The sequence below is a fragment of the Citricoccus sp. NPDC079358 genome, assembly GCF_040702545.1.
Classification (GTDB): domain Bacteria; phylum Actinomycetota; class Actinomycetes; order Actinomycetales; family Micrococcaceae; genus Citricoccus.
In genome coordinates this window covers 79,237-96,571 of the sequence record NZ_JBFBLI010000011.1, presented here as the reverse complement: position 1 = coordinate 96,571, position 17,335 = coordinate 79,237, and the positions used below count along the sequence as shown (strand labels likewise).

Annotated in this window: 16 protein-coding genes and 1 tRNA gene; 5 read left to right on the top strand and 12 right to left on the bottom strand. The window is 68.9% G+C overall.

Features of this window, described 5'->3' with window-relative positions:
- Positions 1–12: 12 nt before the first annotated feature.
- The 4 genes from AB0333_RS13490 to AB0333_RS13475 all read right to left on the bottom strand — a co-directional run bounded on the left by AB0333_RS13490 (position 13) and on the right by AB0333_RS13475 (position 4,580).
- On the bottom strand, positions 13–903 hold the full coding sequence (locus tag AB0333_RS13490; protein WP_366219183.1) for a phage holin family protein: 891 nt from the start codon (positions 901–903) through the stop codon (positions 13–15).
- A 227-nt stretch (positions 904–1,130) separates the two neighbouring features.
- Entirely contained in the window at positions 1,131–1,643 is a 513-nt protein-coding gene (locus AB0333_RS13485) for a ferritin (RefSeq protein WP_313816788.1), read from the bottom strand.
- 118 nt (positions 1,644–1,761) lie between these two features.
- Complete coding sequence (locus tag AB0333_RS13480) at positions 1,762–2,985, bottom strand: MFS transporter (RefSeq protein ID WP_366219182.1); 1,224 nt, start codon at positions 2,983–2,985, stop codon at positions 1,762–1,764.
- Between the two features lie 101 nt (positions 2,986–3,086).
- Positions 3,087–4,580, bottom strand: coding sequence for an MFS transporter (locus tag AB0333_RS13475; RefSeq protein WP_366219217.1), 1,494 nt, complete (start codon positions 4,578–4,580; stop codon positions 3,087–3,089).
- A gap of 144 nt (positions 4,581–4,724) precedes the next feature.
- Here AB0333_RS13475 and AB0333_RS13470 point away from each other — a divergent pair.
- A tRNA-Asn gene (locus tag AB0333_RS13470) sits at positions 4,725–4,800 on the top strand.
- 134 nt (positions 4,801–4,934) lie between these two features.
- Complete coding sequence (locus AB0333_RS13465; RefSeq protein ID WP_366219180.1) at positions 4,935–5,612, top strand: PepSY domain-containing protein; 678 nt, start codon at positions 4,935–4,937, stop codon at positions 5,610–5,612.
- A 58-nt stretch (positions 5,613–5,670) separates the two neighbouring features.
- Here the strand turns inward: AB0333_RS13465 and dnaG are convergent, their stop codons facing one another.
- Together dnaG and AB0333_RS13455 are read right to left on the bottom strand one after the other, a co-directional pair.
- The gene (gene dnaG, locus AB0333_RS13460) at positions 5,671–7,581 is read right to left on the bottom strand and encodes a DNA primase (RefSeq protein ID WP_366219179.1); all 1,911 of its coding nucleotides are present in this window, start codon (positions 7,579–7,581) and stop codon (positions 5,671–5,673) included.
- A gap of 157 nt (positions 7,582–7,738) precedes the next feature.
- Positions 7,739–9,202, bottom strand: a complete 1,464-nt coding sequence (locus AB0333_RS13455) for an aromatic acid/H+ symport family MFS transporter (RefSeq protein WP_366219178.1) — start codon at positions 9,200–9,202, stop codon at positions 7,739–7,741.
- A 227-nt stretch (positions 9,203–9,429) separates the two neighbouring features.
- Here AB0333_RS13455 and AB0333_RS13450 point away from each other — a divergent pair, with 227 nt between their 5' ends.
- Complete coding sequence (locus AB0333_RS13450; protein ID WP_366219177.1) at positions 9,430–10,146, top strand: DNA alkylation repair protein; 717 nt, start codon at positions 9,430–9,432, stop codon at positions 10,144–10,146.
- Here the strand turns inward: AB0333_RS13450 and AB0333_RS13445 are convergent.
- From AB0333_RS13445 to dusB, 4 genes are all read right to left on the bottom strand, one after another.
- Positions 10,100–10,495: a type II toxin-antitoxin system PemK/MazF family toxin gene (locus AB0333_RS13445; protein ID WP_366219176.1), complete on the bottom strand. Its 396-nt coding sequence runs from the start codon at positions 10,493–10,495 to the stop codon at positions 10,100–10,102. The two genes, AB0333_RS13450 and AB0333_RS13445, sit on opposite strands and share 47 nt — an antisense overlap.
- The gene (locus tag AB0333_RS13440; protein WP_366219175.1) at positions 10,492–10,731 is read right to left on the bottom strand and encodes an antitoxin MazE5; all 240 of its coding nucleotides are present in this window, start codon (positions 10,729–10,731) and stop codon (positions 10,492–10,494) included. Before AB0333_RS13440 ends, AB0333_RS13445 begins: the two co-directional genes overlap by 4 nt.
- Before the next feature lie 55 nt (positions 10,732–10,786).
- Positions 10,787–12,073: a deoxyguanosinetriphosphate triphosphohydrolase gene (locus tag AB0333_RS13435; RefSeq protein WP_366219216.1), complete on the bottom strand. Its 1,287-nt coding sequence runs from the start codon at positions 12,071–12,073 to the stop codon at positions 10,787–10,789.
- 94 nt (positions 12,074–12,167) lie between these two features.
- A complete protein-coding gene (gene dusB, locus AB0333_RS13430; protein WP_366219174.1) occupies positions 12,168–13,376 on the bottom strand; it encodes a tRNA dihydrouridine synthase DusB in 1,209 nt (402 codons plus the stop codon).
- Positions 13,377–13,510: 134 nt separating this feature from the next.
- Between dusB and AB0333_RS13425 the strand changes: the two genes are divergently transcribed.
- Together AB0333_RS13425 and AB0333_RS13420 are read left to right on the top strand one after the other, a co-directional pair.
- Positions 13,511–14,530, top strand: coding sequence for an LLM class flavin-dependent oxidoreductase (locus AB0333_RS13425; protein WP_366219173.1), 1,020 nt, complete (start codon positions 13,511–13,513; stop codon positions 14,528–14,530).
- A 14-nt stretch (positions 14,531–14,544) separates the two neighbouring features.
- Positions 14,545–15,723 carry a hypothetical protein gene (locus AB0333_RS13420; protein WP_366219172.1) on the top strand — a complete coding sequence of 393 codons (1,179 nt, stop codon included), beginning with the start codon at positions 14,545–14,547 and terminating at the stop codon, positions 15,721–15,723.
- 14 nt (positions 15,724–15,737) lie between these two features.
- Here the strand turns inward: AB0333_RS13420 and AB0333_RS13415 are convergent, their stop codons facing one another.
- Both AB0333_RS13415 and AB0333_RS13410 read right to left on the bottom strand, forming a co-directional pair.
- Positions 15,738–16,307 (bottom strand): isochorismatase family cysteine hydrolase, encoded by a 570-nt coding sequence (locus AB0333_RS13415; RefSeq protein WP_366219171.1) that lies wholly within the window; start codon positions 16,305–16,307, stop codon positions 15,738–15,740.
- Between the two features lie 9 nt (positions 16,308–16,316).
- Positions 16,317–17,315: a YibE/F family protein gene (locus AB0333_RS13410; RefSeq protein WP_366219170.1), complete on the bottom strand. Its 999-nt coding sequence runs from the start codon at positions 17,313–17,315 to the stop codon at positions 16,317–16,319.
- Positions 17,316–17,335: the final 20 nt, after the last annotated feature.

The following is a 17,335-nucleotide window of genomic DNA, read 5'->3' as shown; positions in this document are numbered from 1 at the left end:
CCGTGGGCGCGGCTACTTCTTGAGCTGGCGGGCGAACACGGCGACGGCGGTGGTTGCGGCACCGAGCATCGCCAGCGGCTGCCACCGGTCCTTCACGAAATCGCCGGCATCGTTGGCCTTCTGGCCGGCGCGGGCGCCGGTGTGGTGCGGTGCGGTCGGCGAGGTCGGATCCTGCTCGGCGGAACCGGCGCCGGACGCATCGCCCTTGAACTGGGAGGTGAAGGCGGAGAACTGGGACTTGAGGTCCGTCTTCTCCTCCAGGCCCGAGCGGATGTCGCCCAGGTGCTGACGCCGCAACTGGGTGCGGCGGCGCAACTCGGCGTAGGACGGGCTCTGGACGGTGGCGTGCTGCGGGGCCTCGCCACGCTTCCGCGCGGCCTTGTCCTCCGCGGCCGCGGCCTTGCGGCGTTCGGCCTCGCGGGCAGCGGCGACCTTCTTCTCCTCGGCCTTCTGGGCCTCGAGACGGTCGAACTCCGCCGGGTCGAAGGCGTTGCCCTCCTTGAGGTACCCCAGGTCGTACTTCACACCCTGAATGGTCTCCGCGGGGACCAGCGGCATGGCCGCCTTCACCCGGAACACCCCGATCAGCAGGAAGATCAGGGCAACGAGTAGCGAGCCGGCCGCAACCATGAGTGCGGAGAACCAGATGGGGCGGTCCTGGGCGAAACCGCCGATCATAGCGACGATCAGTGCCACCACCATGATGAACAGGAATACCAGGCCGACGACGGCGAGGCCGACACCGATCCCGGCGGTGATCGCCTTCTTGCCCATCTGGCTCTTGACCATGGCCAGCTCGTCCTTGAGCTGCAGGGGAAGCAGGCGGCCCGCGGTGGTCACCAGATCGGGCAACGAGCTGGAGCGGGTCTGGTCCGTCACGCGGGGAGAACTCTGGTTGGCCATGTGAGTGTGCCTTCCCTGTGGTCTACGACTGGAATTCGGTGCTGTCCCGGACCGGTCCGGGCAGGTCAAACCTACCACCGACCGTCCTTTCCCCGAGATCACCCAGGACTGTCGCTTGACACTTCAAGCTATGCGACTAGGGTCGAACGGAAGCCGGTGCCCTCTCTCCCCCTGATGAGCGGCACCGGCTTCCTCCATCTCCGACCGGGTCTCCCCGGAGGCGGCCGTCAGGCCTCGGTGGTGCCCACGGAACGCGAGCCCAGCTCGGCGTCCAGGCGAAGCAGGCCGGCGCCGTCATTGCCGATGAGCTTGATGCGGCCGATGATCTCGCTGACCGTGGCCTCTTCCTCGATCTGCTCGTCGACGAACCAGTTCAGCAACGGGCGGGAGTCGAGGTCACCGGCGGCCTCAGTCTCGCGGTACAGGTCGCGGATGGCGTTGGAGACCTTGACCTCGTTGGCGAGGGACTCCTCGAAGATCTCCAGCGGGCTCAGGCCGGCCCGTACCACGGGGGCGTTGATCGCGCCGATCTCGGCATGGTTGCCACGGTCCACCACGTGGTCGATGAACTTGTTGGCGTGGACAATCTCCTCGTCGGCCTGGTGACGCAACCAGGAGCCGAAACCGGTCAGGTCCTGCTCGTCCGCCTCGATGGCCAGCTGGCGGTAGGCCAGGGAGGACTCGAACTCCAGGGTGATCTGTTCGTTGAACTTCTTCACAAGGTCTTCTGAGATCTTCATGGGACCACAGTAGAACCGCACGAGCGCCTTGTCATCGAAGGAAAGGCTCTGCTAAAGAAGGCAAGCCTGGGCTCATCCCCACCTCCATTGCGCCGATGCGCCGATGCGCGGAGGCGGCTCAGAACCGGGCCGCCGGGGAACTGACGCGATGGCTCAGGACCAGTTGCAGGGCGGAGACGGCCATCACCACCACGATGGCGGCGGTCCAGTCCCCCAGCAGCCCGTTCATCAATCCCAGGCCGAAGGGGCCGAGGGCGGCGCCCAGATATCCCAGTGACTGGGCGAGCGTGGACAGTGCCGTGGTCTCGGCCGCGGTGTCCCCGCTACGGCTGATCAGGAGCATCAGCAGCGGGAACACGCAGAATCCCAGACCCATGAGGATCGAGGTCCCGATCACCCAGTCCACCGGGACCAGCAGCAGAACCACATAGCCGGTGAAAGACGCGCCGCAGGTGATCATGAACGCGGTGCGCAGCAACCAGGGGCGGCCGGCGAGGGTCAGCAGCACCATCATCGTGGGGATGCCGACCAACTGCATCAGGCCCAGCATCAGCCCGGCCGTGGTGGCGTCCAGCCCCCGGGAGATGAGGATGTGCGGGTACCAGCCCAGGACCCCGTACGCCAGGAACGCCTGGGCGGCGAAGAGCGCCGTGAACAGCTGACCCTTGCGCGTCCTCAACAGGGCCCACGGCGAGACGTACGGCACGTCCCGACGAGCGGCCCAGTCCCCGGAAAGCCGGCTGCGTACCGCCAGCGGGACGAACACCGCCAGCGCGACGGCGGCCGGGACCGCCCATGCCGCCAGACCTGCCGTGGGCGAGCCCAGTCCACGGGCCACGGGGACCGCCAGGGCTGCCGCCGCGGTGGCGCCGATGGTCATGGAGACGGTGTACATCCCCGTCATCGTGGCGGCCCTGGCTCCATGGTGCTGGCGGATGTAGGTCGGCATCGCCACGTTGCAGACGGCCAGCCCGCACATGCCGACCACGGTGCCGGCCAACAGCAGGACGGTGGATTCGAACACTCGCAGGGCCAGTCCGCCGGTGAGCAGCGCCAGGGCCAGCGCGATGGCCGGCTCCAGCCCGCTTCGGCGCACCAGCCAGGCGGTGCCCGCCCCGGCCACCGCGAAGCACAGCACGGGGATGGTCGGCAACAGAGAGGCGGTGAGAGGCCCGTAGCCGAGCAGGTCCTGCAGGTCCTGGAACAACGGCCCGGCCGAGGCGATCCCGGCCCGCAGGTTCAGGCCGATCAGCACGACGGCGAGCACGGACACGAGTGCGGTGCGGGTCCGCCGGGCGGCCGGTCCGGAGGATCCGGATGGCCCTGCAGGCGTGCTCGTCATGGCTTGAGACTAGTCCAGCCCCAGGGACGATAGTGGACACCGAACAACGGAGGGGGCCGGACCGGATGACAGAAGTGACGGGCCGGGCCGGGCCGGACAGGCTAGTGATTGCTCTCGTAGGCGCTGGCCAGGGTTCCGGGGCCATAGTGGCGCAGGAGCCACCCGGTGGCTACGGCGCACACCGCGACGACGGCGGCGATGATGGCGAGCACGGTCACGAACGCCGTGTCATACGCGGCACCCGCGGCGGCCAGCACGGCCGGGTCACCGGTGGCCACCGTCACGGCCTGGGACATGCTCTCCCCCGCCCCGGCAGGAGCGCCGGACGGCAGCTGGACGGTCACCGTGTAGACGAGGGTGGCCAGGCTGCCGAGGATCGCGACGGCCAGCAGGTTTCCGAACTCGTAGGACACCTCCTCCACGGAGGAGGCCATGCCGGCCTGCCGTGCCGGGACGTTGCCGATGATGGCCGTGGACGCCACGGACATGGCCGCGCCCATGCCGGCACCGGTCAGCACCAGGCCGGTGACCAGCAGACCCACGTGCGTGGTAGCGCCGAGCGCCGCCAGGGTCATGCCGAGCGTGCCGAGGATGAAGCCGCCGGTGATGAGGGTGCGCAGCCCGAGCAGGTGCAGCGTGGCTCCCCCGGCCAGGGAGGTGAGCAGAGACCCTGCGGCGAGTGCGGCGACCAGGAGCCCGGATTGGAGCGGCGTGTAGCCCTCGACCAGCTGGAAGCGCTGGGTGGTGACCAGCTGCACACCGCCGATCACGAACATCGAGCAGGCCGCCGCCAGGAACCCGGCGGAGAAGGCCCGGTTGCGGAAGACCGCGAAGTCGAGGACCGGATCCTCCAACTCGCGTTGACGCCGGACGAACAGCCCGACCCCGGCCACGGCGCCGGCGGCGGTGACCGCCAGCAGTGGCCCTGAGGGATCCGGACCCGTGGCCTCCTTGATGGCGAAGACGGCTCCCGTGAGGGCGACCATGGCATGCAGGGAGGACAGCGCGTCCCAGGATGTGGACCGGTCCGGGCGGGCCCGCGGCGCCACCCAGGGAGTCAGGATCAGGGCGCCCAGTACGACCGGGACGTTGATGAGGAAGACGGAGCCCCACCAGAAGTGCTCCAGCAGCAGGCCCCCGACGATGGGCCCTAGAGCCGCCCCGACCACGGAGATGCTCCCCCAGACGCCGATGGCGACATTGCGCTGGCGGACGTCGTCGAAGCCGATGCGGATCAGAGCCAGGGTGGCCGGCATCATGCAGGCGGCCCCCACGGCCAACAGGGCCCGCGAGGCGATCAGCACCGTGACACCGGGCGCGAAGGCCGCCACGAGGGAGGCGGCCCCGAACAGCACCAGGCCGATGAGGAAGAGCCGCCGATGGCCGTACCGGTCCCCCAACGTCCCGGCACCCAGCAGCAGGCCACACATCACGAGCGGATAGGCGTTGAGGATCCACAGTGACTCCGAGGCCGACGCCCCCAGCTCGGCCGTCAGTGTCGGCAGCGCGGTGTAGAGGATCGTGTTGTCCAGGGTGATCAGCAGCACCCCGGCGCTGACCGCGACCAGCAACAGCCAGCGGCGCAGCGGTGTCATCTCGGCGGGCGTGGAGGACGTGGTCACCGAAAAACTCTAACCGTGCCGGGCCTCGGGCAGAGTCCGGCCGCCGATTTCACAGTTCCGCCGAACTTCGGTACAGTGGAACCCGCTGTCATGCAGTTCTACGAACAGCACCAGCGGTCCCCCGTAGCTCAATTGGCAGAGCATTCGACTGTTAATCGAAGGGTTACTGGTTCGAGTCCAGTCGGGGGAGCCACACTCGCGAAGTCCCCATCCTGATCCCAGGATGGGGACTTCGTGTTTCCACCGCCGCGCGTTCGGCAGGGCCTTCTCATCAGCGCTTCATCTGACTCTCATGACCGGCTCATGCCGATTTGGCACACTGGAGCCATGATGCAGAAAAAGGTAGCCCAGACCACGTTCACCCAGACTCTCGCGTGGACCGGGACCGGCGTCCTGGCCCTGGCCTTGCTGACCGGCTGCTCGGTGGCCGAGCCGGACAACTCGGATGACACCGCCACGACGGCCACCTCCGGCGCAGCGGCGGAGACTTCGGACGCCACCAGTGACAGCACGGACGGCGCGACCGACGACCAGTCAGCCTCGGCCACCGATACGAGCACCCCCACGTCCGGTGAGACCACCGCCGCGGTGGCCGGGGACGACCCGGTGTTCGCGGCCATCGATGCGTTCCTCGCCGAGCAGGAGGGCGCACTGATCGTGGAGATCGACCTGGATGACAACGACACGCGCTATGACATCGAGGCCGTCGTCGGCGACCAGATCCTCGATTTCGATGTCACCCTGGACGGCGAGGTCCGCGAGGACACCGATGATGACGACGACGATGATCAGGACGACATCCGCCGCGCCCAGGAGGCGGACCTCACCGCTGAGGAGGCCGCCCGAGCCGCCTTGGAGGGCCGCGACGGCGCCAGCATCGACAGCCTGAGCCTGGATGATGATGACAACACCCTGCGGTGGGAGGTTGAACTCGACAACGCCCAGGGTGACGACAACGACCTGCACGTCGACGCCATGACCGGCGTGGTCACCACCGACAACTGATCCGGCCAGCCCCTGCCCGCAGACCGGCGGGTGACCGGCCTCGTGCCGGTACCGGGGGTCAGTCCCGGGCGCGCAGGGACCGGCGCTTCATCTCCAGGTCCACCAGCTGGCGGTTCAGCGTGGCGAACTCCGCCGGATCGCCCTGGGGTCCCAGGCGCTGAAGCCGGCCCATGAGGTCGCCCTTCTGGTGGGTGATCTGCAATTCGAACAGCCGGTTCATGATGTCCCGGCAGTACCGCACGAGGTCCTCCGAGGTCCGGGCAGGCAACGGCGTCACGGCCAGTTCGCTGACGAGTGATCCCAGTTCGACCGGCACCTCCTGGCGGACCTGCTCCACCCACTGTGACGGGGTGGCGCCGGCCATGCCGGCGGCACGGATCCCGGAGTGGATGACCGCGTAGGCGGGCACCTTGAAGTCGGCGGCGTAGAACGCCTGCCACTGCTCCGCCGAGAGCAGGGTGGGCTGCTGGAGCACCACCTCGAGGGCCTCCTTCTCCATCCGGGCCGCCGGATCGCGCACGTCCGGGCGTTGGAAGCCCGGCCCCGCTCCCCCGGTCCGGCCGACGCCGCCCTCGTTGCCGTGGCCCGCCGACCGGCCGTCACCGGTCTGTCCCCGGCGCTGTCCCGACGCCGGCGAGGCCGCCGCCCGCTGCGCGCTCTGCACGGCGCGGTGCACGGTGGCCGGCTCCATGCCGAGCCAGCCGGCCAGCTCACGCTCATAGCCGGGGCGGACGACGGAGTCGCGGATGCCGGCGACGATGGGGGCCGCATGCCGCAGGGCACCGGTCCGGCCCTCCACGGTGTCCAGGTTGAAGTTCTTCATTCCCGCCTTGATGGCGAACTCGAACAGCGGGCGGCGTGAGTCGATCAGTGCCACGACCGCCTCCGGGCCTTTGTCCTGACGCAGGTCACAGGGATCCATCCCGGACGGCTCCACGGCCACGAAGGTCTTGGCGAGGAACTTGTTGTCCTCCTCGAAGGCGCGCAGGGCGGCCTTCTGCCCCGCGGCGTCCCCATCGAAGGTGAAGATGATCTCCCCGCCGGTGCCGTCGTCCGAGATCAGCCGGCGGGCGATCTTGACGTGGTCCGAGCCGAAAGCGGTGCCACAGGTGGCGACGGCGGTGTCCACCCCGGACAGGTGGGCGGCCATGACATCCGTGTAGCCCTCGACCACCACGAGTTGGCGTTTCTTGGCGACGTTCCGCTTGGCCAAGTCGATCCCGTAGAGCACCTGTGACTTCTTGTAGAGACCGGTCTCCGGGGTGTTGAGGTACTTGGGGCCGGGATCGTCTTCGAAGAGCTTGCGGGCACCGAAGCCGATGGTCGCACCGGTCATGTCCCGGATGGGCCAGACCAGCCGGCCCCGGAAGCGGTCATAGATCCCCCGCTGACCTTCGGAGAACAACCCGGTGAGCTTCAGCTCATCTTCACGGAAGCCCTTGCGCTGCAGGTGCTTGAGCAGGTGGTCCCAGCCCTGGGGGGCGTAGCCGACTCCGAAGTGCTGGGCGTGCTCCGCGGTGAAGCCGCGGCCGGCGAGGAACTGTTGGGCGGTGGCCGCTCCGGGGGTGCCGAGCTGGTCCCGGAAGTACTCGTCCGCGATCTTGTTCGCCTCGAGCATCCGTTGACGCCGGCCGACCTGTTCCTTGTCCGGGCCGGAGCCGCCGTCCTCGTAGTGCAGCTCGATGTTGGCCCGCGCGGCCAGCCGCTCAACGGTCTCGGCGAACGTGGTGTGCTCCATCTTCATCAGGAACGCGATGGCGTCGCCGGATTCCCCACAGCCGAAGCAGTGATAAGTGCCGACCGAGGGACGGACGTGGAAGGAGGGGCTGCGCTCATCATGGAAGGGGCACAGTCCCTTGTAGGATCCGACGCCGGCGCTACGCAGTGTCACGAAGGCGTCCACGATCTCCTTGAGGTCCGATCGCTCGCGGACAAGATCGATGTCCTCGCGTTTGATCAGGCCTGCCATGCAGACAGTCTAGTGCTGGCCCGTGGTCCCCCAGACAGCAGCGGACCAGCCCGTGGATGAAACCGAGGGGCTGGTCCGCTGTGCAGGAATGCCGCACCAGTGGTGCAGGAGGGGTGCGGTGTCGAGTGGGTGACGGGCCTCGGGGGGCCGATCCTGACTAGACCCCGGCCGGGGTGCGGTCAGGCTGGTCGGTGACCGGGCCGGCGTCGTGCGTGGTTCCGGGGGTGGTGCCGTGGGTGCCCGCAGCGTCCCGACCCGCCGTACCGTCCGCCGCGCCGTCCCCCGTGCCCGCACCCTGGCCGCGGCGCATGGTGCGCATGCCGGACACGGCCACACCACCCAGTGCCCCGGCCACGGCGAAACCGAAGAACCCCCAGGGGTAGGCGATGCCGGCGGCCACCAGGGTGCCACCCATGATCGGGCCGGAGATGGCACCGAGGCGTCCCACCCCAGCGGCCATGCCCAGGGCGGTGCCGCGGACCTTCGGCGGATAGTTGGTCGCGGCGAAGGAGTAGACGAGGTTTTGGGCGGAGAACACGAAGCAGCCGGTGATGAAGATCATCACGTAGATGCCCAGGAGCGGCAGCTTGATGGCCAGGGCGGCCAGGAGGATGGCCGAGCCGATGAACCAGAGAATGGCGGCGTTGCGCGGGGTGATGGCATCGCCGACCTTGCCGGCGACGATCAGGCCGATCACGGCGCCGGCATTGAGGACCACGAGGAAGCCGAGGGAATTGCCGAGGTCGTAGTCAGCCTCGCGCATGATCTGGGGCAGCCAGGTGTTCAGGCCGTAGACCAGCAGCAGGCCCATGAAGGAGGCGAGCCACATGAAGATGGTGTTGCGGCGGTACGTGGCGGACAGCAGCAGCGCGGCGCCCTGCTTCTCGTGGTCGGCCCGCTCATCGGAGGCGTCCGCGAAGGCACGCTCGGGCTGCTCCTCGATCTCCACCCCATAGTGCTCGGCCACCCGGCGGGCCTCCTCCAGGCGGCCCTGGGAGATCAGGAAGTCCGGGGACTCCGGCAGGTAGCGCCACATCAGCGGCACCAGGACCAGGGCCGGCAGGCCGCCGATGAAGAACATCTCACGCCAGCCGGAGACGGTCTCGCTGGCGGCCCAGATGGCCAGCAGTGCCGTGACCACGGCACCCACGTGGTAACCGGTCATCATCAGGGTGGTGGCGTTGGAGCCCTTCTTGTGGCCGGCGAACTCGGTGACCATGGAGATGCCGGTCGGCAGGCAGCCGCCCAGTCCGAGCCCGGCCAGGAAACGCAGGAGGCCGATGGTGGTCGCGTCCTGGGCGAAGCCGGTGACGAAGGTCAGGATGGAGAAGGCGATCACGGCCCCGATCAGCAGCTTGCGGCGGCCGAACCTGTCTGTCAGCCAGCCCATGCCGAGGGCACCGACCATCATGCCGACCAGGCCGAGGGTGGCGATCACGGTGCCGGTCCCGTTGTCGATGCCCATCGTGGGATCCGAGGTGAGCATGGGCATGATGGCGCCGAGGACGACGGCATCGAAGCCGTCGAGCAGCACGGCGAACCAGCACAGGGGCGCGACCCAATTGCGTCCGCGCAACCCGAGTGAGCCGGACCCGGTACGGGCAGGGGTGGACGTGGTCATGGGACCTCCGAGATGAGACGGGCAGGAGTTCGCGGGCGGCCGGACTGAGTCCTGCGCCATGGCGGTCCATGACGGCGCTCACACGATCGTTGACCACTCTACCGTACGTATACGTATGTTTGTATCGGCGGTCACAGCCCGCGGGGACACGGGACACCGTCCGCGCCCGGTCGTAGGCTAGGACCGTCCCTTGTTCCGCTCTCGATACCCGTCCCGTCAGGAATGTCATGGCCACCACCGCTACCCCCGTCATCGATCCCACCGTCGCAGCGGTGCAGGCGGAGCTCAGCGCTCTCGAGGACCCCGCCATGCGGGCGGCGAACGAGAAGCGTGGCGACGACCACGGGGTGAACCTGACGAAGCTGCGCGGGGTCGCGAAAGCCGTCAAGACCGCTCCGGCAGCCAAGCAGCAGCTGGCCAGGGATCTCTGGGCCACCGGCGACTCCGCCTCCCGGCTGGTCGCTCTGCTGATCTGCTCACCGAAGAAATTCACCCGGGATGAGCTGGACGAGATGATCCGCCAGGCCCGAGCGCCCAAGGTCCACGACTGGCTGGTGAGCTATGTGGTCAAGAAGAGCGCCCACCTGGAGGACCTGCGCCTAGCGTGGGCCGAGGATGCGGACCAGCTCGTGGCGAGCGCCGGCTGGGACCTGAACAGCCACCAGGTGTACAAGAAGCCGGAGGTGCTGGACCTGCCCGGCCTGCTGGACACCATCGAGGCGCAGATGAAAGACGCCCCGAAGGACCTGCAATGGGCCATGAACAACACGCTGGCCGCGATCGGGATCGAGAACCCAGACCTGCGCCCCCGGGCCCTGGCCATCGGCGAGCGCCTCGAGGTGCTCAAGGACTATCCCACTCCCCCGAACTGCACCTCACCGTTCGCTCCGATCTGGATCACCGAGATCGTGAAGCGCAACGAGGAGGCGGCAACCACGGCATAGTGGTCTTCGCTGCCGAACACGGCGCGTAGCCGGAGGCCACGGCCAGGGCATGACATGCCTCCCGCATGGAGTCGTCACTGAGACGGCCCAGCCGGCGAGTGAGCACCTGCACTGGCAGGTCCGTCACGGAGTCGAGTTGGGCCACGCAGGGCTGGTGAACCGGCTCGTCCCCCGGCTCCAGCAGCAGCTCGCTCGGCAGGTTCCGAATAGTCGTACTGCAGGGAGCCACGATGGCACGCCGGCGCCCCTGGATGGCGGCATCCCGGCTGATCACCACCACCGGTCTCGCCCCGGCATCGGCGAGATCCGCCCACCAGAGTTCGCCCCTCGCCGGCAGTTCCCTGCTCACTGGCGGGCCGCGGCATTCAGGAAGTCAGACAGGCTGCCCCACTCATCCACCAGGTCCGCCGGACTTTCTCGATATGCGCTCTGATACGCCTGGTCGACTTCAGCCGATCGATGCTCGCGGAGAAGTGACGTCAGCGCAGCTTCCAGCAGTGATGCGTCCGTACCTTGGCCGTGGAAGCGGCGTGCCCGTTCCAGAAGAGCCTCGTCAACGGTGGTGCTGATCCTCACCTTGGCCATGCCACGATCATGCCACGGTCATGCCATTCGCATCAGGGGCGGTCCCCGTGGACTGTCAGACCCAGCTGCGGCGGAACTGCTCGCCACGGACCAGGGTGGCGTGCCATTCGATGGCGGTGGAGTCCGTCAACGAGGCGACCTGGTCGATCACCGCGCGGCGTCGGCCCCGGTCGTCGCCGGCCTCACGCCAGTCCCCGGCGAACATCGGGTCGAGGTATCTCTCCCCGGTCTCCCAGAACAGCTCCACCAGCTCGGTGAGGATCTCGCGCTGGCGCGCGTAGAGCGGCTGGCGGGCGTCAGAGCTCATGACGTAGGCGGCGGCGATGCCCTTCATGGTCGCGATCTCGATGTCCGTGTCCGCGGGGATCACCACGTCCGCGCCGTGGCGGGTGAGGGGCTCGTTACCGTAGACCTCACGGGTCGCATCGAACGCCGCGTTGGAGAACCGGCCGATGAGCTGGCTCGTCATGTCCTTCAGCGCGGCACGGGACCGGCGGGTGCCGTCCGCCTCGGTGACCCAGACGTGCGTGGCCTCGAGTCGGGCCAGAGCGGCCTCCACCTCGGCGGGATCGGTGTCCGGCAGGTACCACTGACGGGTGCGCTCGATGACGAGGGCCCGGTGCTCCGGGTCGATGAGCCACTTCAGTTGGAACTGGCCGTTGACGATCCCGTCCTCCACGTCATGCACCGAGTAGGAGATGTCGTCCGCCAGGTCCATGACCTGGGCCTCCATGGATTTCACGGTCTTCCGGGTCCCGCTCACGCCACGGCGGAACCATTCGAACACGGGCAGGTCGTCCGTGTAGACCCCGAACTTGCGGGTGGGCTCCCCGTCGGACTTCAACGGCGCCTCGTCCCGGGTCCACGGGTACTTGCAGGAGGCATCCAGTGAGGCGCGGGTGAGGTTCAGCCCAGCGGAGCGGCCGTCCTCGAAGAATTTCTTGGTTTCCAGCCGGGCGAGCAGCCGCAGCGTCTGCGCATTGCCCTCGAAGCCGCCGATGTCCTGGCTCAGCGCGTCCAGGGCCTTCTCGCCGTTGTGCCCGAACGGCGGGTGCCCCAGGTCGTGGGAGAGGCACGCGGCGTCCACCACGTCCGGGTCACAGCCCAGCGACCGACCGAGTTCGCGGCCCACCTGGGCCACCTCGAGGGAGTGTGTCAGCCGGGTGCGGGCGAAATCGTCCTCATCCGGGGCGACCACCTGGGTCTTGGCCCCCAGCCGGCGCAGGGCGGAGGAGTGCAGGATCCGGGCCCGGTCCCGCTCGAAGTCCGAGCGGTAGGAGCTCTTGGGCGGCTCCGGGAGCCACCGCTCCCGGTCCTGCGGCGCATAACCGGGCAGCTCCATCGGCCGGCCCGCGTACGGCGGCCGGCCTTCGGCGCCGAAGAGCACCGCCTGATGGTGCCGGACTCGCCGGGCAGGCACCGGGAACGACGCCGGCTCAGCCACCGGAGACGTCCAACTCGGCTGCCTGGATCAGCGCCTTCTGCTCGGCGTTCAGCTCCCGGGAGTCCAGCCAACCTTCCGGCAGGTGGGGGCGCTTGGGCGAACCGGCGCGCCCCCGCGGCCCCTCGGCATCGGGCCCGGGGTACGGGGCGTGCGGGTCGAGCTCGTCCAGCAGAACTCGCAGGGTGGCCAGGTCCGGGACCTGGGCTAGTTGTGCACGCAGCTCACCGCCCACCTGGTAACCCTTGAAGTACCAGGCCACGTGCTTGCGGACGTCCCGCAAGGCCTTGCCCTCGTCCCCGCCGAAGGTGTCCACCAACAGTTCGGCATGGCGGTAGAAGGTGTCGGCGACCTTCGCCAGCCCCGGGCGGAAGCGCTCGTCCGAGCCCTCGAAGGCGTTCTGCAGGTCGCCGAAGAGCCACGGGCGGCCCTGGCAACCGCGGCCGACCACGACCCCGTCCACGCCGGTCTGCCGCACCATCGCGATGGCGTCCTCGGCACTCCAGATGTCCCCGTTGCCCAGGACCGGGATGTCCGGCAGGGCCTCACGCAACCGGGCGATGGAGTCCCAGTCGGCGTGGCCGGAGTAGTGCTGTTCCATGGTGCGCCCATGCAGGGCCACGGCGGCGACGCCCAGGGCCCGAGCCCGGCGGCCGGCGTCGAGGTACGTCAGGTGGTCCTCGTCGATGCCGCGGCGCATCTTGACGGTGACGGGGATGTCCTTCTTGGAGGCCTCCCGCACGGCCGCGCCGATGATGGAGGCGAAAAGATCCGACTTCCAGGGCAGGGCCGAACCCCCGCCACGCTTGGTGACCTTGGGCACGGGGCAACCGAAATTCAGGTCGATGTGGTCCGCACGGTCCTCCTCCACGAGCATCCGCACCGCCTGGCCGGTGGTGACGGGGTCCACGGAGTACAGCTGCACCGAGCGCGGCGTCTCATCCGGATCATGGTGGATGATCCGGAAGGACTCGGCCCGGCGCTCCACCAGCGCCCGGGCGGTCACCATCTCGGAGACGTACAACCCACCGCCGTATTCACGGCAGAGCCGCCGGAAGGCGTTGTTAGTGATACCGGCCATGGGGGCCAGCACCACGGGGGTCTCGATGGTCAGCGGGCCCAGCTGCAGGGCGGGCAGGTTCAAGCGCTCTGGAGTCTGGGCCGTGGTTTCGGTGCGCTGGGAAGCGTCAGTCACGGCAGTCATTCCACCTATTATCCCAGAAGGGGCCCGCTTCCGCTGGCTCCCTCCACCAGCCATCCATCAGCCATCCACAGGTGGAGGCCAACGCCACAGGTCAACGCTGGAAGAACCCCGGTCACCATGATGTTCTTGCAGTCATGAAGAAGATCGGATTCCTGAATTTCGGGCACTGGAGCTCCGTGCCCGGCTCGCGCACCCCGGACGCCGGGGCCACCCTGGGCCAGACCATCGAGATGGCGGTGGCCGCGGAGGAATCCGGTCTGGACGGGGCCTGGATCCGGTCCCACCACTTTCAGAACATGCTCTCCGCCCCGTTCCCGCTGCTGGCGGCCATGGGCGCGGCCACGAAGACCATCGACCTGGGCACCGGCGTGATCGACCTGCGGTACGAGAACCCCCTGTACATGGCGGAGGAGGCCGCGACGGCGGACCTCATCTCCGGCGGCCGGCTCCAGTTGGGCGTCTCCCGCGGCTCCCCCGAGGCTGCCCGCGACGGTCAGCACCAGTTCGGCTATGACCTTCAGCCAGGTCAGTCCTGGTCCGAGCTGGCCCAGGCCCGGGGGGACCGCTTCCGGGACGCCGTCTCGGGCGGGCTCGTGGCGCACGCCGATCCGGATTCCGGCTGGGCCCAGCCCGGTCAGGAGAAGCTGTCCATCCAGCCGCAGTCCCCCGGACTGGTGAACCGCATCTGGTGGGGCTCCGGGAATACCGTCTCCGGTGTCCGGGCGGGAGAGCAGGGCTACAACCTGCTCTCCTCCACGCTCCTGCTGCAGGACGACGGTAGGCCGTTCCACGTCCAGCAGGCCGACCAGATCGCCCAGTACCGGCAGGCCTATGCCGCCTCCGGCCACACGACCGGCGGAATGACGGCGGTGACCCGTTCAGTCTTCCCGATCGTCTCCGCCCAGGACGACATGTACTTCGGCGGACGCCGCGAGCGTTCAGACTCCTCCGGCCACCTCGAGGGCGGCAAGGCCCGTGGAGGCCCCACGTACTCCGGGACCTTCGACGAGGTGGTGGACCTGTTGCGCGCCGACGAGGCCGCCCAGGCGGCCGACTACGTGCTGATGGCCAACCCCAACCAGCTAGGCGTGGAGTACAACGCTCATCTGTTCACCCAGTGGGCCGCGGTGGCGAGGGCCCTGGGCTGGAAGTGAAGTAACTTTTAAGCATGGATCTCTGGGTCATCATGCTCCTCGTGCTGGCCGTCATGGTCGGGCTCGGCGGGTGGGCTGGGGTGGCCGCGCTTCAACGCCGCCTCCTGACCGGTCGGCAGGACCGGTGGCGTGCCCTGGAAGGCCGCTTCAACCAAGTCACCCTGGACGCCGACCGCTACGAGCGCAGCCCTGACGATGCGCTGGCCGCCCCGGGCTGGCTGGACCGCTCCAGCCCCGTGGTCCGGGGCTTCTCCGGCACGCTCAAGCGGGCCCAGAAGGACCGGGCCGAGCTGGAGCGATCGGTCGGCCGGGCGCCGGGCCGTGCCGGACGGGAGATCGGCAGCGGAAACCAGGATCCGGCGTCGGGCCTGAATCCCACCGAACAGGACCTGCAGGAGTTCGAGCTGCTCGTCGAACGCCTGGAGGACGCCTACCGGGACACCGACCGCGCCGTACGGTCCGTGGGCTGGACCCGCCCGGGCACGCTGCACGTCCCCCATCCCCAGTTCCTCCTGGACCCCCGCTGGGGACGGTCCGCCGTGCTCCCCCGCCTGGGCTCGCTGGAGCAGACCAACGCCGCGCGGTCCGTGAAGGAATTCCTCGACGCCGCCTACCCGCTGCGCCGGGAGACCGCCCTGAAAGCCCTGCGGGAACGCAGCGGTGGAGCCGGCCACGCCCACCGCGCCCAGAAGGCGCTCGAGCAGCTGATCCAGACCCGCCGGTACTCCGCCGACCGCCACGGCTTCCTGTGGCCCGGCTCCACGGTGGTGGAGCACTGGGGCGTCTACCGCACCTTCGGCCGTGACGCGGACGTCAGCATCCAGGACATCCCCCCGGTGGAGGTCGCCAACGCCCTGTGGGCCCTGCTGCCCGCGGACCGGGGCATGCCGGACGAGGAATTGCTCGAGCTGGCCCAGCAGCACCTGGCCCTGACCGCCGGTTTCACCTCCGGCCTCACCCAGAGCCTCAACGACGGCATCGCCCGCGGGCTGAAGAGCCTGCCCGAGGGCGTGCAGCGCACCATCAACGGCGCGGTGCCCCACGGTGTCTTCCTGCCGACCTCCGCGCCGAAGATCCGGCAATTGCTCAGCGAAGGCCTGCACGAGGGCCTCGTGACCGGCCGTCTGCAGCGGCAGCCCGACGGGCTCGTCCGACGACTGCGGAGCGGCTGGCCCAGCACCTACCGGCGGTAGCCCCCGCGCCGGACTCAGCCCTCCGTCGTGAGCAGCCGCTCCAGGTCGGGACGGTTCAGGATCTGCTGGCGCAAGGTGTCACAGAGCCCCTCCAGCAGGGGCCATCCGGTCTCCGCTTCCGCCGAGGCGATGGCCTGGCGGGCGTAGACCACGCGGAAGTCGTGGGCGAAGGCGTCACGTCCGGTCGCCGCGATGCACGATTCGGCCAGCCCCCCGGCCAGGATGACGGTCCGGGCGCCGACGGTCCGCAGCCGCTGGGCCAGGGAGGTCCCGTGGAAGGCGCTGTCCCGGATCTTCTCCAGGTGCGTGGCCGGTTCCAGGTCCAGCCCGTCCAGGAGTTGGACCTGCGGCGTGCCGGGGAAGTTGAAGCCCTGTTCGTCCTCGAGCATCTTCAGCGTCCAGGTCGACGTGTCCCTGGCATGCACGGTGCCGACCACGAAGACGGGGATGCCGGCCTGGCGGGCGAGTCCTGCCAGCCGGTTGGACTCCGTCACCATCAGTTCCCGGTTGTCCCGTGAGGCGGGGTCCTCGAAGAAGCCCTCCTGGAGATCGATGAAGACCACGGCGGTCGATAGTTCAGTCATTCCTCCAGCCTAGACACGGACGGATGCCGGAGCAGTCGGCGCCGCGACGGATTTCGCCACCGCCACCGCGATGCCGGTGGTGATCGGGATCGCCAGGACCAGCCCGATCGAGCCCACCAGGATCCGCACGATCTCCTCGACGAGTTCTCCGGACATCAGGGTGTCCCAGAGGCTGCGGTCGTAGAGGGAGACCACCATCAGCACCGGCAGGGCCGCTCCGGCGTAGGCGAAGGCGATCGTGTAGACGGTGGAGGCAATGTGGTCCCGGCCGATGCGCATCCCCGAGGCCAACAGCTCGCGCTGGGACACCGCCGGGTTCGCGGCCTGCAGCTCCCAGACGGCGGAGGCCTGCGTGATGGTGACGTCGTTGAGCACCCCGAGCCCGGCCACGAGCAGGCCACACAGGACGATCCCGGACAGCCGCACTTCCGGGGCCACGGTGGCCAGCACATAGGAGTACTCGTCCCCCAGACCCGTGAGATAGGCCGCGTCCGTTCCCCACAACGCCAGCACCGCGGTGAGGGCCAGGCCGATCAGGGTCCCCAACAACGCGGTGGTGGTCCGCAGTGAGAACTCGTGGGCGAAGTACAGCACCACGAGCATGATCAGGCAGCAGCCGACCAGCCCGATCCACAGCGGTGGGCCGCCCTCCAGCAATGCCGGGAACATGAATCCGAACAGCACCGTGAACGCCAGGCCGAGGCCCACGATGGCCCGCAATCCGCGCCAGCGGGCCACGGCCACCACCACCAGGGCGTACAGCAGGGCGAGGACCACCACGGGCACGGTCCGCTCGAAATCGACAAACACGTAGTCCGACTCACCGCTCGCGCCGGGGTCCCCGGCCATCCCGCCGGTCGGCGTCTCCAGGGTGCCGGCCTCCTGGCCACAGTCCCGGGGTTGGAGACCGGTGACGGTGCCCGTGACCATGGTGATGCCCTGTGAGGTGCCGTAGGGGTCCGCCAGGGAGAGTTCCTGGTGGGAACCGGACGGCCAGAGGGCGATCATGGCCGTGCTCAGGGCCGTGC

Coding starts and splice junctions, on each gene's coding strand:
- AB0333_RS13490 (WP_366219183.1), bottom strand. CDS start 903: ATGGCCAACCAGAGTTCTCCCCGCGTGACGGACCAGACCCGCTCCAGC.
- AB0333_RS13485 (WP_313816788.1), bottom strand. CDS start 1,643: ATGAAGATCTCAGAAGACCTTGTGAAGAAGTTCAACGAACAGATCACC.
- AB0333_RS13480 (WP_366219182.1), bottom strand. CDS start 2,985: ATGACGAGCACGCCTGCAGGGCCATCCGGATCCTCCGGACCGGCCGCC.
- AB0333_RS13475 (WP_366219217.1), bottom strand. CDS start 4,580: ATGACACCGCTGCGCCGCTGGCTGTTGCTGGTCGCGGTCAGCGCCGGG.
- AB0333_RS13465 (WP_366219180.1), top strand. CDS start 4,935: ATGATGCAGAAAAAGGTAGCCCAGACCACGTTCACCCAGACTCTCGCG.
- dnaG (WP_366219179.1), bottom strand. CDS start 7,581: ATGGCAGGCCTGATCAAACGCGAGGACATCGATCTTGTCCGCGAGCGA.
- AB0333_RS13455 (WP_366219178.1), bottom strand. CDS start 9,202: ATGACCACGTCCACCCCTGCCCGTACCGGGTCCGGCTCACTCGGGTTG.
- AB0333_RS13450 (WP_366219177.1), top strand. CDS start 9,430: ATGGCCACCACCGCTACCCCCGTCATCGATCCCACCGTCGCAGCGGTG.
- AB0333_RS13440 (WP_366219175.1), bottom strand. CDS start 10,731: ATGGCCAAGGTGAGGATCAGCACCACCGTTGACGAGGCTCTTCTGGAA.
- AB0333_RS13435 (WP_366219216.1), bottom strand. CDS start 12,073: ATGGAGCTGCCCGGTTATGCGCCGCAGGACCGGGAGCGGTGGCTCCCG.
- dusB (WP_366219174.1), bottom strand. CDS start 13,376: ATGACTGCCGTGACTGACGCTTCCCAGCGCACCGAAACCACGGCCCAG.
- AB0333_RS13425 (WP_366219173.1), top strand. CDS start 13,511: ATGAAGAAGATCGGATTCCTGAATTTCGGGCACTGGAGCTCCGTGCCC.
- AB0333_RS13420 (WP_366219172.1), top strand. CDS start 14,545: ATGGATCTCTGGGTCATCATGCTCCTCGTGCTGGCCGTCATGGTCGGG.
- AB0333_RS13415 (WP_366219171.1), bottom strand. CDS start 16,307: ATGACTGAACTATCGACCGCCGTGGTCTTCATCGATCTCCAGGAGGGC.
- AB0333_RS13410 (WP_366219170.1), bottom strand. CDS start 17,315: ATGATCGCCCTCTGGCCGTCCGGTTCCCACCAGGAACTCTCCCTGGCG.